The organism is Paenibacillus sp. FSL R5-0912 (assembly GCF_000758605.1).
Taxonomy (GTDB): domain Bacteria; phylum Bacillota; class Bacilli; order Paenibacillales; family Paenibacillaceae; genus Paenibacillus_AQ.
The window spans coordinates 6,063,094-6,078,572 of sequence record NZ_CP009282.1 but is presented as its reverse complement, the minus strand read 5'-3'; the positions used below and the strand labels follow the sequence as shown (position 1 = coordinate 6,078,572).

At 48.8% G+C, this 15,479-nt stretch carries 9 protein-coding genes and 1 pseudogene; all 10 read left to right on the top strand.

What is annotated here, in order from left to right:
- The first annotated feature begins 36 nt into the window (after positions 1-36).
- Positions 37-1,353, top strand: coding sequence for a glycoside hydrolase family 125 protein (locus tag R50912_RS25650; protein WP_052416689.1), 1,317 nt, complete (start codon positions 37-39; stop codon positions 1,351-1,353).
- A 10-nt stretch (positions 1,354-1,363) separates the two neighbouring features.
- Positions 1,364-4,366 (top strand): alpha-mannosidase, encoded by a 3,003-nt coding sequence (locus R50912_RS25645; RefSeq protein ID WP_042238799.1) that lies wholly within the window; start codon positions 1,364-1,366, stop codon positions 4,364-4,366.
- Positions 4,363-5,349 carry a DUF1861 family protein gene (locus R50912_RS25640; protein WP_231637713.1) on the top strand — a complete coding sequence of 329 codons (987 nt, stop codon included), beginning with the start codon at positions 4,363-4,365 and terminating at the stop codon, positions 5,347-5,349. The genes R50912_RS25645 and R50912_RS25640 overlap by 4 nt, the downstream gene beginning before the upstream one ends.
- Positions 5,350-5,366: 17 nt before the next feature.
- On the top strand, positions 5,367-8,126 hold the full coding sequence (locus R50912_RS25635; protein ID WP_042238794.1) for an alpha-mannosidase: 2,760 nt from the start codon (positions 5,367-5,369) through the stop codon (positions 8,124-8,126).
- 617 nt (positions 8,127-8,743) lie between these two features.
- Positions 8,744-9,004: pseudogene (locus R50912_RS25630) on the top strand (aldo/keto reductase); the annotation flags it as partial.
- Positions 9,005-9,235: 231 nt separating this feature from the next.
- Complete coding sequence (locus R50912_RS25625) at positions 9,236-11,038, top strand: cache domain-containing sensor histidine kinase (RefSeq protein ID WP_197072982.1); 1,803 nt, start codon at positions 9,236-9,238, stop codon at positions 11,036-11,038.
- The gene (locus tag R50912_RS25620) at positions 11,035-12,237 is read left to right on the top strand and encodes a response regulator (RefSeq protein WP_042238789.1); all 1,203 of its coding nucleotides are present in this window, start codon (positions 11,035-11,037) and stop codon (positions 12,235-12,237) included. The genes R50912_RS25625 and R50912_RS25620 overlap by 4 nt, the downstream gene beginning before the upstream one ends.
- A 142-nt stretch (positions 12,238-12,379) precedes the next feature.
- On the top strand, positions 12,380-13,675 hold the full coding sequence (locus tag R50912_RS25615; RefSeq protein ID WP_042238787.1) for an ABC transporter substrate-binding protein: 1,296 nt from the start codon (positions 12,380-12,382) through the stop codon (positions 13,673-13,675).
- Between the two features lie 75 nt (positions 13,676-13,750).
- On the top strand, positions 13,751-14,644 hold the full coding sequence (locus R50912_RS25610; RefSeq protein WP_042238785.1) for a carbohydrate ABC transporter permease: 894 nt from the start codon (positions 13,751-13,753) through the stop codon (positions 14,642-14,644).
- Complete coding sequence (locus tag R50912_RS25605; protein WP_231637712.1) at positions 14,641-15,477, top strand: carbohydrate ABC transporter permease; 837 nt, start codon at positions 14,641-14,643, stop codon at positions 15,475-15,477. Before R50912_RS25610 ends, R50912_RS25605 begins: the two co-directional genes overlap by 4 nt.
- Positions 15,478-15,479 lie beyond the last annotated feature (2 nt).

The following is a 15,479-nucleotide window of genomic DNA, read 5'->3' as shown; positions in this document are numbered from 1 at the left end:
ACAAGTCATTATAGAAGAGGAGCGGGGAGCAAGCATATGAATAAACCGGTTGTTAATTTTCAGGATTCGGTGAAATGGCAGGAACTTATACACGCTGTAGAACAAGGGGAGGGGTATTTTTCAGATAGAGGCCTGAACAGGGAGAAGCTGGCTGCCATGTTTGCCAATTGTTTCATGAGCACTATCGAAACGACTGTACAGTACCTGGAAGATGATACCGTTTTTGTGATTACAGGCGATATTCCGGCGATGTGGCTGAGAGATTCAACGGCTCAGGTCAAACATTACATTCCTTTTGCAACGGAATTGCCGGAATTGCGGAAAGTAATTGAAGGACTTATTCAAAAGCAAATATTTTGCATCAATAAAGACTCCTATGCGAATGCCTTCAACAAAGAAGCGAATGGTCAAGGGCATGGAGATGATCTGACCGAATCCAGCCCTTGGGTCTGGGAACGCAAGTATGAGATTGATTCACTGTGTTATCCGGTTGAACTGGCCTATTTGTATTGGCGGGAGACAGGGGGCACCGATATTTTTGATGAAGCCTTCAAGGAAGCAGTTCACCATATCATCGATTTGTGGACGGTGGAGCAAAGACATCATGAATACTCTCCGTACCGTTTTGAGAGGCTGAACTGCCCTCCGAGCGATACGCTTAGAAACAGCGGCGCGTCCATGCCGGTCAATTATACAGGGATGACCTGGTCCGGCTTCCGTCCAAGCGATGACGCCTGTGTATTCGGGTATTTGATCCCGGCCAATATGTTTGCCGTTGTCGCATTGGGATATATGGAGGAAATACTGCGTGCCGTATACAAGGACACGGAGATGGCGGATCAGGCCGCCAAGCTGAAAGAAGAAATCGACTATGGTATCCAAACCTACGGTAAGGTAAATCATCCCGAGTTTGGCGAGATCTATGCCTACGAGACAGACGGATTTGGCAATTATCATCTCATGGATGATGCCAATGTACCCAGCCTGCTGTCCATTCCGTATTTGGGCTATGCCGCAGCCGATGATCCGCTCTATTTGAATACCAGAAATTTTGTACTGAGTACAACTAATCCGTATTACTTCGAAGGGAAGTATGCCCGCGGTGTCGGAAGCCCTCATACACCGGACGGATATATATGGCATATCGGACTGGCGATGCAGGGATTAACAGCTCTTGACCCTGAGGAGATTGCCGAAATACTGGTCATGCTGACCACGACAGATGCGGATACAGGCTATATGCACGAAGGTTTTAATCCGGATCATCCCGCTGAATATACGCGAACCTGGTTTGCGTGGGCAAACAGCCTCTTTGCCGCACTTATTTATCAATTGCACGGCATGAAAATATAGGAGTGAGAGAATGCCATACGAAGCAGACAAAGTCAGGCTTATGAAAATAATGAAGACGAAGGAAAAGCTTAATGAGGCAATTTATCATACGGTTGGACTGCTGGAGGTTGAAGCATGGGTGACGAAAGAGCCTGTGACATACAGCCAAAAAACAGTAGGGAATCATGTCAGGCTCCATCCGGGGGACCGCTGGGGTGAACTGTGGGATTGCGCATGGTTCCGCTTCGCGGGCGTCATTCCGGCTGAGGCTGCCGGGGCCAAGATTGTCCTGCTTATCGATGTGAACGGAGAACTGTGCCTGGTGGATGAGTCGGGAACGCCGCGTCAAGGGCTGACTAACATTAATTCCGAGTTTGAACTTGCACTTGGTCTGCCCGGCAAGCGGGTTGTGGATCTGGTGCCCTCAGCGGCAGGCGGTGAAAAGATCGAGCTATGGGGGGACGCGGGCTGTAATGATCTGTTTGGGCATTACCGGAGCGGAACGCTGAAGGAGGCGGTTATAGCCGTATGCCATGAGGATATCCGCAGCTTGTATTATGATTTTGAAGTGCTTCTTGAGCTGGCAGAGAAGCTCCCGGATACAAGCTCCCGTAAAGCGAAGATAGCCCAATCCCTGTATGATGCCTCCAATTGCTTGTCTGTAATCAATGCCAAGCGGGTGGAACAGGCTGCCGGGATCGTCGGACGTGAGCTTGCCAAGCAGGGAGGTGACCCCAGTCTTACAGTTAGTGCGATTGGACATGCGCATATTGACCTGGCTTGGCTGTGGCCGATCCGGGAAACGATCCGCAAAGGGGCACGAACGTTCTCGACGGTTCTCCGCAACATGGAGAAGTACCCGGAATATATCTTTGGAGCCAGCCAGCCCCAGCTTTACCAATGGATGAAGGAAGGTTATCCGGAGCTGTATGAACAGATTAAAGAACGAATTAAGGAAGGCCGCTGGGAACCGCAGGGCGCGATGTGGGTGGAGCCGGATACGAATATTTCCGGTGGCGAGGCGCTGGTCCGGCAAATATTGTATGGCAAGCGGTTTTTCGAACAGGAATTCAGCCAGGAAATGAAAGTGCTGTGGCTGCCCGATGTATTCGGCTATACGGGAAGCCTGCCGCAGATTCTTGCCAAATCCGGTGTCGAATATATGATGACCCAGAAATTGTCCTGGAGTGAATACAACGACCATCCTCATCACAGCTTCTACTGGGAAGGTATTGATGGAACACGGGTGCTGACGCATCTGCCGCCAGAAGATACTTACAATAGTCCTGCTGCACCGCGGTCGCTGGTTAAGATTGAGAGTGATTATCTGGACCGGAATGTATCCGGACATGCGCTGATGCTGTTCGGTATTGGTGACGGGGGCGGCGGACCTGGCGAAGAGCATCTGGAGCGGCTGGCACGTGAGAAGAATCTGTCCGGCCTTCCTCCGGTGGTCCAGGAACCGTCTCTGGCTTTCTTTCAGCGTCTGGCCCAGGAAGGTGCCCGCTTTGATACCTTCAAGGGGGAACTATATCTGGAGAAGCACCAGGGGACGCTGACCACCCAGGCGCGTAATAAATGGTATAACCGCAAGCTGGAAAAGGCGCTCCGCGAGCTTGAATTTGGCTCATCCCTGCTTCACGCATTGGGCGGCTCTTCATACCCGGCGGCAAAACTTGAGGAAATCTGGAAAGAAGTCCTGCTGTATCAATTCCATGACATCTTGCCAGGGTCCTCCATAACCAGAGTCTATGACGAATCGCTGGAACGATATGCCAAGTTGTATGACGAAGTGCATGCGATGATCAGCAAGAGATACGCGGAGCTCGCCGGTCTGGCGGGATGGACCGGGGAAACGGCCATCTTCAATTCGCTTCCGTGGGAGCGGAAGGAATGGATTCGCTGCGGAGAAAAATGGCAGTGGGCAGTAGTTCCCGGCATGAGCTATCTAAAGCTTGAGGATGCAGTCCAATATAAGGAGGCCGAAGGAATAAGAGCGTCTGAAGGAATGCTTGCAAATTCACGGCTTACGGTCCGTTTTAATGAAGAAGGCCATGTGATCTCCATATATGACCACAGCCAACAAAGAGAAGTCATCTACCCGAAAGCAGTAGCCAATGTGTTCACGGTCTATGAAGATACCGGGGACGCTTGGGATTTCCCGCATGACTACCGCGAAACGGTTGCCGGAACCATGAAGCTGATGAACAGCATCTTCCGTATTGATGGCCCGCAGGCCATTATGGAACAACACTATCAATACGGGGAGTCTTTCCTTGTCCAGAGAATTGTACTGGCTGCAGATTCGGACAGGATAGAGTTTCAGACGGAAGCTGAATGGAATGAATCAGGTAAAATGCTGCGGGTCTCCTTTCCGGTAAACATTTCCAGCGACCAGTTCACCTCTGATATCCAGTTCGGACAGATCAAGCGGTCCACAACGCGCAATACACTGATTGAGTTCGCCAAGGATGAAGTTGCGGCCCATCACTATATTGACTTGTCCCAGCCGGATTATGGGGTCGCGCTGCTGAATGACTGCAAGTATGGCCATAGTGTTCAAGGGCATGTATTGGATTTGAATTTGCTGAGAAGTCCAAGCTATCCTGATCCGGACGCTGACCGCGCCAGCCACCGGTTTACGTATGCCTTGTATCCGCATGCCGGAGATTCTGTGACCGCCGCCGTCCACCGCAAAGGATACGAGCTGAATGTCCCGCTTGTACTGGCAGAAGGCAACATCGCAACGGAAACGCGCCGTGATCCTGTTCAGCTCATCCGGATGGGTCATCCTTCCGTTATGCTGGAATCCGTAAAAAAGGCTGAGGACAGCGAGCATCTTATCTTCCGCCTGTACGAAACGGATGGGACGAGGGCACGCACTGCGGTATCCTTCGGTCTCGATTGTCTGTCCATTGAGGAATGCGATCTGATGGAACGGCCGGCAGAGCTGCTGCGGGAGCATTGCTCCGAGGTTGAACTTGAATTCACCCCCTTTGAGATCAAAAGTCTGCGTGTGAGGATAAGAGATTGATCACACCTGAGTTTGAAAGGTTGTCTGCGATGAATGCTGCCGGTATGAGGAAATATTTTGAACAAGAGCATAAAATCTATGAAAGTGTAAAGCTGAAATTCAACAACGTGGAAGGCTTTGATGTCTATAATGTGTCTATTCCTTTTGAGTGGGGGGGATGCAAGTATATCTTCGGACGTATCGAAAGACGAGAGGAGTGGGCCAGGTCATGGGTACGGCTCTTTCAGGAGACCGGACAGGACGAATGGACGCTTGTGCCGGATTCAATGATTTATCCACTGGAAGATCCATTTGTCAGTTTTGTTGATGCAAACTTGATTATGGGCGGGACGCATGTTCGTTACAAGCAGAACGAGCCCGAAACCTATTATGGTTATTTCTATAAAGGTTCCGCTTTGCATGATTTGTATTATTTCACAACAGGACCGGAGCTTATGAAAGACATCCGGCTTGTGCAAATGCCTAATTCTCAGATAGGTGTATTCTCGCGGCCCCGGAATGAGGACATCCGCCGACAGTATGGCAGTGAATCGGTGATTGGGTTCACGGTGATAGGCGGACTTGATGAGCTTTCTGCCGAAGTACTGGAGAATGCGGCTGTTATTCCTAACTTATTCGGTAAGGATGAGTGGGGGGGATGCAATCAGGCCTATTTTCTGGAGAGCGGGAAAATTGGAGTTATAGGCCATATCGCATATCATGCGATCGATAGAATGGGGACTCCTCAACAGTCGTATATGAACATGTCATTTGTTCTGGATCCAACAACGCACGAAGCATCGGAGCTGAAGATTATCGGCACAAGGGCTTGCTACCCCGACGGGCCAGCCAAAAGACCCCATCTGGCGGATTGTGCGTTCTCGGCAGGAATCATTCTGCGGCCGGATGGTAAAGCGGATCTGTACAGTGGAATCGGCGATGCGGAAGCAGGCCGGATTACCATCGATAATCCTTTTGAAGGCCATGGCAGAATAGACAATTAGAAAGGGAGAAACGCTTCATGACAAAAGGCAAAACGAATGCCGTCCGTCAAACGGCACATATCATCCCGCATACCCACTGGGACCGGGAATGGTATTTGCCCTATGAGAAACACCATGTGCTGTTGATTGGACTTATGGATACCTTGCTGGATGCGCTTGAGCAGGACCCGGACTATCGCAGCTTCCATCTGGACGGTCAGACTATTATTCTCGAGGATTATCTTCAGGTGCGTCCGGAGAAGCAGGAGCTGTTGAAACGGTTCATCCAGGAAGGGCGTATCGCCATTGGTCCCTGGTATATCCTTCAGGATGCCTTCCTGACCAGCGGGGAAGCCAATCTGCGTAATCTGCAGATCGGGCACCGGGATGCGGCGCAGTACGGAAGGATTGCGAAGGTCGGCTATTTCCCGGACACCTTCGGCAATATCGGGCAAGCGCCGCAGATCCTGCGCCAGGCTGGCATTGACAATGCCGTGTTCGGGCGGGGCGTGAAGCCCACAGGATTCAACAATACCGTCTCCGATGCCGGATACGAATCCTCTTTCTCGGAGCTGATCTGGGAAGGGCCGGACGGATCGCAGGTGCTGGGCATTCTGTTTGCGAACTGGTACAGCAATGGCATGGAAATTCCGGTGAATGAAGAAGAAGCCGGAATCTACTGGAAGCAGAAGCTGGCCGATGCCGGAAAATATGCTTCGACAACGCAGTTGCTGTTCATGAACGGCTGTGATCACCAGCCGGTACAGACGGATTTATCTGCGGCGCTAATTCTGGCCCGAAAGCTGCATCCGGAGGTGGAATTCATTCATTCCAGCTTTGAGGAATACCTGAACTCGCTAAGAAATGCCAGTCCGGAGGGGCTGTCTGTGGTGAAGGGAGAGCTTCGCAGTCAGCGGACGGACGGGTGGTCAACACTTGTCAATACCGCTTCCTCGCGGATTTATCTTAAGCAACTGAATCAGCATGGCCAGTCTCTGCTCAGCGGCGTAGCCGAACCCTTGGCGGCGATCGCACATACCATTGGCGAAGCCTATCCCCATCATTTGTTAACATATGCCTGGAAGACGCTGATGCAGAATCATCCCCACGATAGCATTTGCGGCTGCAGCGTAGATGAGGTCCACCGCGAAATGATTACCCGGTTTGATAAGAGCCGGGATGTCGCGGAGGCGGTTATCGGCGGAAGCCAAGCTGCCATAGCTGGCAAGGTCAATACGAGCGGACTGAGCCGGTATGGCAATGATGCCCTGCCGTTTGTGGTCTTCAACACAACGGGCTGGAAACGCAGCGGGACGGTTGCTATTGAACTGGATGCTGCGAGAATTTACTTCCGCGAAGGCCTGGCCGTTTCAGAGATGGCCAAACGGATGAAGGAGGTCGATATTTCTGGACGGGTGCTGGTAGACAGTGAGGAGCAAATCCTTTCCTGCCGGATGGAGGATTTGGGTCTGCAGTTTGGGTATGATCTTCCGGACGATAAGTTCCGCCAGCCCTATTGGTGCCGCCGGGTTCGTCTCACCTTCGAAGCGGTGGATGTGCCGGCGCTTGGCCTACGAACTTATGGCTGGGTGCATGCCGGTGGAAGGGTACCGGAAGAGGGGCATTCTCTGCTCAGATCGGACCGTGTGCTTGATAACGGGAGGCTGCGCCTGGAGGTTGCGGACGACGGTTCATTTACGGTGACGGATTTGGCAAACGGCCATATATACCGGGATCTGGGCGTATATGAAGACACTGGCGATATCGGGAACGAATATATGTACAAACAGCCAGTTGGTGAACAAGCGATCACGACACAAGGCATCCCTGCCGAGATCACGATTGCTGAAAATAGGCCTTACCGCGCTGCACTTCAGATCATTCATCGCTTAAATATTCCGGCTGGTGCAGAGGATCGGTTCGAAGAGGAGAAGCGCGAAGCTGTCTATTATGTGGAGCGCAAATCACAGCGGAGGGCAGAAACCGTCCCGCTTACGATTACGACTACGGTCAGCCTGGAACGAAGCGCCGCCGGCATCCGTCTTCGGGTTGAGCTGGACAATCAGGCGACGGATCACCGCATCCGTGCCCTATTCCCGGCAGATCTGGAAACGGCGGTTCACCGCGCGGACTCGATCTTCGAGGTGGCCGTAAGGGACAATGAACCGGCTGTGGAGTGGGTAAATCCGAGCAACACGCAGCATCAGCAGGCATTCGTGGATGTAAGTGACGGCGTGCAGGGGCTGACGGTTGCGAATCTCGGACTGCATGAATACGAGGTGCTGCGGGATGGCCGCAATACGGTCGCAGTCACGCTGCTACGCTCGGTATCAGAGCTGGGAGACTGGGGAGTGTTCCCTACGCCTGAAGCCCAGTGTCTGGGCGTGCATACAGCGGAAATACTTCTTCTGCCGCATGCAGGCAAGGGGGCAGTGGAAGCTTATCCCGTGGCATACCAGTTCCAGGTGCCATGGACAGCGATCCAGACTGGCCTGCACAAAGGGCTGCTGGCACCCGACTACCGGCTGCTTGCCTGGGAAGGGGAAGGTATTGCTTTCTCCTCGGCGAAGATCGGAGAGGAAACGGGAGAGCTGATGCTCCGGTGGTTTAACATGCGGCCGGAAGCTGCTCATGTACAGCTGCGGATTGAAGGAAGCTTCTATGAAAGTGATGTGCTGGAACGCAGAGGGAAGGGATTTTCTCATACTGCTCAGGATGACGGGATAACGTTGACTGTGGGTTCCTGCGAGATCGTTACGGTTGGTGTTCGGCGGGGGGACTTGGGAACGGATTCCTGATGAAATCCGGCCTCCGCAGTTGAATTGCCTCAGCGAAGAGTTCAATTTCATAAGTTGCATTTTAAGACTAGACCCCTGACAGTAGATACTGTCAGGGGTCTAGTTTTGTAGAGAATGTGCTAAAGCAAGATTGTTTTGAAGGGTACAACTCTATATCTTTAAGAACGTCCCGCTTGCCTTCAATTAATTAGAAAAATCATCATAGAAGAGAAGCGGATTAGGAAACCAACCATCCAATGAAGCGCTGGTTTTACATATATCTTATTTGGCAAGATTATCTTAGCAGAAAGGAAACTTGTATCAGTTAAATGAATGATCCAGTCCATATAATGAAGAAAAATAGAAGGGGGACATATTGTTAACAACTAGATTGAAAGTGCTATATATTTTGTCTGGAAAGGAGATTAATCATTTTGGGACAATCGGCTAATGTTCCATTGAACCGGGAATTGGCAATACGGAGCAGGAGATAGCAAAGAAAGAGGCTGATGGCCATGTCGCCGGTACGACAGATTGGTTTGAAGCGGTCAATGATGAATGGTTCAAGGATTTGTAGATTTATTCATCGTTGTTTTCAATGACAAGGGATTTACATATATAGAAATGGAGGTTGCTCTGTGGAATATTTTAAATTCGGAAATATAGGAATGGATGTCTCGCGGATTTGCTTGGGTTGTATGAGCTTTGGAGAGGTGCTGCCGGGAGGACATCAATGGGTGCTCGATGAAGAGCGCAGCCGAGCTCTCATTAAAAGAGCTCTTGAGCTCGGAATAAACTTTTTGGATACAGCGAATATCTATGCCAGTGGAACCAGCGAAGAGATTACTGGACGGGCTCTAAAGGATTATGCGAACAGGGATGAAATTTTTTTATTGACTGGCTAGACTCCAAATCTTGGTGCACATGTTACTTTGCGCCATCATTAAATCTTTCATTAACGTATAATTAGTAAAAAAATGTGCCGATTACATCATTAAAGATTTTACACACGACAAGAATATCGGATTAGAATATCGGAATATCGAAGGATACGGATATGACACAATACCTTATAATAGTTTTAAATAGACATTCTTTTTCAAAATAATCTGCCTGAAATGAGGTTTGCAGTGTTACACCTAATCACGAATCGATACCGGCTAAAGACTATTCGTAACCGCATCATGGTTTATTTTAGTCTTATTTTTGCAATTGTCATTCTTTTAGTAGGCTTCGCCGGTTACCGCTATATTTCCAACACACTCATGAGCGAGATCGACCATTATTCGGAGAAAATTGTCGAGGAAAAGAAGGGAAATATCGATTCGTTTTTTTCGCAAATCGTCACACTGCTGCAGATGACCGCCAGCAATTCCCTGCTGGCAGATGCCATGCTACAGGAAAATCGCACGGATTACGGCAAACTGCTCCTATATCAGCGACAGGTGGAAGCATATCTTACGAATATGCAGAAATTCAATGCAAAGATTAAAGATTTAATTATCATAGATATGAACGGAATCGTTTACGATCAGACTGGACCGGTCGTAAGTAAAGAATACCGATTCTATGGGAAGTCTTGGATGGGCGATGTCCCTTACCCTTTTTTTAAAGTCAAATTTCTGGGTATCCATGATCAGAATTATTACAGCGAAGCCGATTCCGGGCAGATCATTTCTGCTGCGGCGCCGATATACGACTTTAATCGTTCCACGCCTAATACGCGTGCCACACTGCTATGTAATTTGAACGTCAGCGAGATCGAAGCCGTAGCTAAAGAAACCCGGTTGGAGAAATCAGGATTTCTTATCATATTAGATGAGAACGGTGCTCCTATTTATCAACCACATACGGATTACCGAATTGAAACTATTCCGCATTTACTTAAAGAGAAGACCTTACTGCCATCCGGCGACTTTATTCTTAACAATGATTCAGAATCCTATAAAGTGGTATATACAACGTCCAAAGTGACCGGTTGGAAGATAGCAGCTTTTATACCCATGCGGGAAGTACAGAGTCATATGCAGAACCTTGGAACCTACATTATAGGGGCAATTGCTGCTTCAATTCTGCTCATAGCCTTTTCCTCATATTTCCTTTCTGCCCAGATCACGCGTCCTTTCGTCAGTCTTATGAGAAAGATGCAGCGTATCGAGAGAGGGGATCTGGATGTGCAATTGTTGGATGACAGTTCGGATGAGATGCATAAAGTAACACAGCGCATGGATTCGATGATCGAGAACATTCAGAGCTTGACCCGGGATGTCTACGCCTATCAGATTCAAGGTAAGGTGATGGAGCTGCAGGCTCTGCAGAGTCAGATCAATCCTCATTTCTTATATAATACGCTGCAATCCGTCAAAGCTTTGGCAGTAACCGGCCGCAACGCCGATATCAGTACAATGGTAACTTTGATTGGTGGAATACTGAGATATGCAATCAATAATATACAGGAGACTGTTACAGTAGAACAGGAACTTCAACATTCGGATACTTATATGAGAATCCAGAAATTCCGCTATCCCGATCAATTCCTTTATGAAGTCTATTGTGAAAAGGACTTAGCGAAGACGAAGATGCCTAAGTTAATTTTACAACCCCTGATTGAAAATGCTATCCTTCATGGTTTCCAAGGTGGCATGAAAGGGAAGATTTCAGTCCGTGTAGAGATGTCGTCGGAGGATGAAATAAGAATCAGCATTGAAGATAACGGAAAAGGAATGAGTCTCGCGGAAGAAACAAGACTGCGAAGTAGACTGGAGATAAGTCCTGTATCGGACACCACTATTGATGGAGGCGTTGGCTTAATCAACGTTCATCACCGCATCAGGATGAAATACGGCGAAAGATATGGAGTTGCTTTTGAGACGGTTCCGGGTCAAGGAACCCGCATGGAAATTCAATTACCCTGTTTGGAGGAATCAACATGAGAATGGTACTGGCGGATGATGAGATTCTAAGTCTGCAATTAATGGAGCAAGTTATCGATTGGGGTTCCATTGGAATTGAGATTGCTGGGTTGGCTAAAGATGGGATGGAGGCTCTTGCGCTTATAAAAAACACTATGCCTGATTTGCTTGTGACAGATATCCGAATGCCAAACATGGATGGAATGGAGCTTATCCGGCAGGCACTTCTTATAAAACCAGATTTGAGAATCGTCATTATCAGCGCTTATGCTGAATTTGAATTAGCCCGTGAAGCGATTCGTCATGGAGCACAGGATTATCTGTTAAAACCTCTTGATGAAGATGTATTGTTGACGCTTGTTCAAGGCATCCGGGTCCAATGGCTGGAGCAAGCCGAATGGGAGAAGGAGCAATTGAAACTTGTGCGGATCGCGGAGGAGAGGGGAATGCGCGATCGCTTATATGCTCCTGTCCTGACTGAGCGCGAATCCGAAACGATTACAGACAAATTCCGGTTAACTGTTATTCAAGCACAGAGCAACACCTATAACGGTCATATGCTAAGAGAACAGAACTCCGCAGGCTTGTCAGACAACCTGAAATATTCCATTTGTAATTCGCTTGGTGCATTTTTGGTCAAGGAACTACTATTCGAGCATCACCCTGGCGAATGGATAGCCGTCGTTTCGGGTAAGGCAACCCATGAGCAGATTAGACAAGCTGCGGAGGAGGCTTTGATCAATACCGGTCTACTCGTTGTTGTCGGAATCAGCGGAGAGAGAAACGATCTGAAGGAGATGCCTACCGCGTATCATGAAGCGCTGGCCGCCATTAAGAAGAGAACAACGGAAGATGCAGGACATATCTTTGCCTATCCTGAACGCGGCGAGCACAATCCGCTTATCCAGCAAGCGAAGCAATTCATAACTGAAAATTTCAATACAGATCTGTCACTTGAACAAATCTGTGAGAAGGTTAACGTCAGTAAGAACTATTTCAGCACTTTATTCAAGAAAGAAACCGGCATGAACGTTTGGGATTTTCTGAGTGAGTACAGGATGGAGCGTGCCAAGGAGCTGCTGGTATCAACTTATCTGAAAAACTACGAGATCGCTCTGGAAATCGGATACGAGAATCCGAGCTACTTTACCAAGACATTCAAAAAGTGGGTAGGAATCGGGCCGCAGGAATACCGGGTACAGCATGGAAGAAAAGCGTGAAACAGGTTGAAAAATAAGTAATATCGGACTATAAAGTGGAGAATAGTGCGTCAAACCCTAACTGGATATAGGAATATAATCAGAAATGTAAGCGCAATCAATATATGGTGTTTGCGAAATAAAAAATTAGGAGGGGTTTTATTTGAAGAAGGCGTTAGCAGGGGGCATCGTATCTTTATTCTTGTTATCTACAATTTTATCCGCTTGCGGAGGCGGCAACAAGGGGAATGAAAGCGCTGCTACAGATTCACCTTCAACAAACGGCAGCACGGAGAAGTCAACGGTCAAGATTATTGGTTTCAATAAGGAGGAGGTGCGCAAAACGTATCTTGATTTGCTTCGCCAGCATTTTCCGAACTACGACATTCAGTACCAATTTGTCGATAACAAGCAATTCACGAATGTAGTTACGACATATCTGGCTAGTGGAGGAGGTCCGGATATTCTCGAAGGGGCGGATGCCCGCTGGATCGCGGCTGGCTACCTGGAGGACCTGACGAGCCAGCCTTTTGTTTCGAGGTATTACGATACGGGGATCAAGCCGCTAACCTTAAACGGCAAGGTCTACTCGATTCCGCTGCAATCTTGGTTTGAAGGCATTTGGTACAACAAAGATATATTTGCACAGAACGGCCTGACGCCGCCGAAGTCGTTCGACGAGTGGATGGAGCTGCACGATAAGCTGCGCGCCGCCGGCGTGAAGCCGCAGGCGATGGGCGCCAAGTCATGGGAGCCAATGAACAAGCAAGCGATGGCAGTGGCACTTAATGACTTCTACTCGAAGCCGGAGAACAAGGATTTCGATGAGAAGTTCGGCAAGGGAGAAGCGACTTTGTCGGAAGCGTGGCTGCCGGCGTTCAAGAAATGGGACGAGACCATTGTGAAGAAAAACCTGACTCCCGATATGCTTGGAGTGGAATACGATCAGGCACTCGACGAATTCGCTACGGGCAAAGCGGCGATGTGGGAGAGCGGACCTTGGTCTTACGATACGCTGATTCAAAAGAACCCGGACCTGAAACTAGGCATGTTCCCGATTCCTGGAACTGAGGAAGGAAGCGGGTGGCTTGTCGGAGGTCCAGGCAGTGCCTGGGCGCTAAACAAGAACGGAGAGAACAAGGCTGCGGCGCTCGAAATACTGGATTTCACCTCTACACCTGAAGCTCAAGTTGCGCTGATCAAAGACAGCTTCGGAACGTCCTTCCTCAAGGGGGCTGACAACAGTGATCTGCCGGAACAATATTCAGATTCAAAGGCAGCCTTTGACGATGGACATGTTTATGCTCCCTGGGCCAACTGGGGCATGCTTTCCGGAGCCGATCTCATTATGGAACTAGGAAAGCAGCTGCAGGATCACCTTGCCGGCGGGAAGAGCATCGAAGAGGTGCTAAAAAATGCGGATAAGAAGGCGCAGGAAATTAGAGATTCGATGAAATAAAGAGAATAGATAGAGGGATGCGGCGATATGTTGAGCCGCTGCATCCCATTATTAAACTAGGGAGCTGGATAAAGTATGAAAACCACTGGATGGAATTTCAGACGCAATGTGGTGTTCCAATTGTTCGTCCTGCCGGCTTTGATCGGATATTTAATTTTCTATATCTATCCGCTTGCTCAAACGGCCATTTACAGCTTCACGAATTATTCCTTGATCCATCCGCATATGAAATGGATTGGAATCGACAATTATCTCAGATTGTTCAGAGATGACAGCGTCTTGATCGGGATTAAGAATACCGTTATTTATGCATTGCTGATGACACTGCTGCAGAATGTTCTTGCTATCCCGCTTGCGATCGCACTAAACCGGCCTTTGAAGTCCCGGAATTGGCTCCGGCTTATCTTTTTTGCCCCTGCGGTTCTGAGCCCGCTGGTGGTCGGATTTCTATGGTCTTATCTGATGAGTTCTACGGATTACGGTCTTATCAATCAGGCGTTGCAGGCTTTGGGTCTGAACAGTATCAATTGGCTGGGAAATCCGAAACTAGCCCTGTATTCGATCCTGCTCACACAGGTGTGGCAATGGACAGGGTATGCGATGATTATTTACCTGGCGAACCTGCAGGGAATATCCAAGGACTATTATGAAGCTGCTTCCATCGATGGCGCGAAGCCCTGGACGGTATTCATCAAGATCACGCTGCCTCTTCTGTTGCCGTCGATTAGCTTCAATACCGTTATGGCCATGATAGGCGGCTTGAAGGTATTTGATGTTATCTTCTCGATGACAGGAGGAGGTCCTGGTCATTCGACAGAGACTATAGTGATGACGCTTATGAACAAGGGGATTACTGAAGCCCAGTTTGGATACGGTTCCGCATTCGCCGTCGTGTTCTCCTTCCTTATCATGATTGTCGCCTTCATCCAGTTAAAGGTGCTAAACAAGTGGGAGGAGAGAATGTTTTGAAAACCTTAGAAGCTAACAAACGTTCAGATTTTTTCCTGGAGCTACTGATGATCGTTCTGGCGATCGGCATGGTTATACCGATTTATTATTTGCTGATAACAACGTTTAAAAGCTCGAGCGAGGCCACTCTGCACCCCTTGGGATTGCCTGCACATTGGAAATTTTCAGGGTATGCGGATGCATGGAAGGCAATGAACTATCCCCGCGTCTTTATGAACAATCTCCTCATCACTGTCAGCTCGGTGCTTGGGGTGCTGCTCTGCGCGTCACTTGCAGCTTATTCTTTCGCGAGGCATCAGACCCGGTTAAACAATTTTCTCTTTTATTTCTTTATCATTGGGGTTACCGTTCCTTTCCAGGTATCAATAATCCCGCTGTTCCGTCTCATTCGCGATCTGGGACTCATCGACAATCCTGCTTCTGTCATATTTGTTAATGTGTTTACGCTGATCTCGTTCAATATATTTCTGATCAAGAATTTCATGACCACCGTGCCAATTGAGCTTGAGGAATCCGCTTCTATTGATGGCTGCGGGGTTGTAGGCACCTTCTTTCGGATCACCCTGCCGCTTCTTCTTCCCGTAATCGCCACAGTCGCCATTCTAAATACGTTAACTACCTGGAACGACTTCTTTACTCCGCTGCTGTTTCTTCAGAGCCGTGAGAAAGGTGTCATCCTGCTTGAAGTGTACCGGAATATCGGTAAGTTTTCTGTGGACTGGACGGCCTTTTTCCCGATGATGGTTCTGGGTATCGCACCGCTCCTGCTGTTCTATATGTTCATGCAAAGATATATTATTAGCGGCATCGCTGCCGGGGCTTTGAAAGGGTGAGA

Coding starts and splice junctions, on each gene's coding strand:
- R50912_RS25650 (WP_052416689.1), top strand. CDS start 37: ATGAATAAACCGGTTGTTAATTTTCAGGATTCGGTGAAATGGCAGGAA.
- R50912_RS25645 (WP_042238799.1), top strand. CDS start 1,364: ATGCCATACGAAGCAGACAAAGTCAGGCTTATGAAAATAATGAAGACG.
- R50912_RS25635 (WP_042238794.1), top strand. CDS start 5,367: ATGACAAAAGGCAAAACGAATGCCGTCCGTCAAACGGCACATATCATC.
- R50912_RS25620 (WP_042238789.1), top strand. CDS start 11,035: ATGAGAATGGTACTGGCGGATGATGAGATTCTAAGTCTGCAATTAATG.
- R50912_RS25610 (WP_042238785.1), top strand. CDS start 13,751: ATGAAAACCACTGGATGGAATTTCAGACGCAATGTGGTGTTCCAATTG.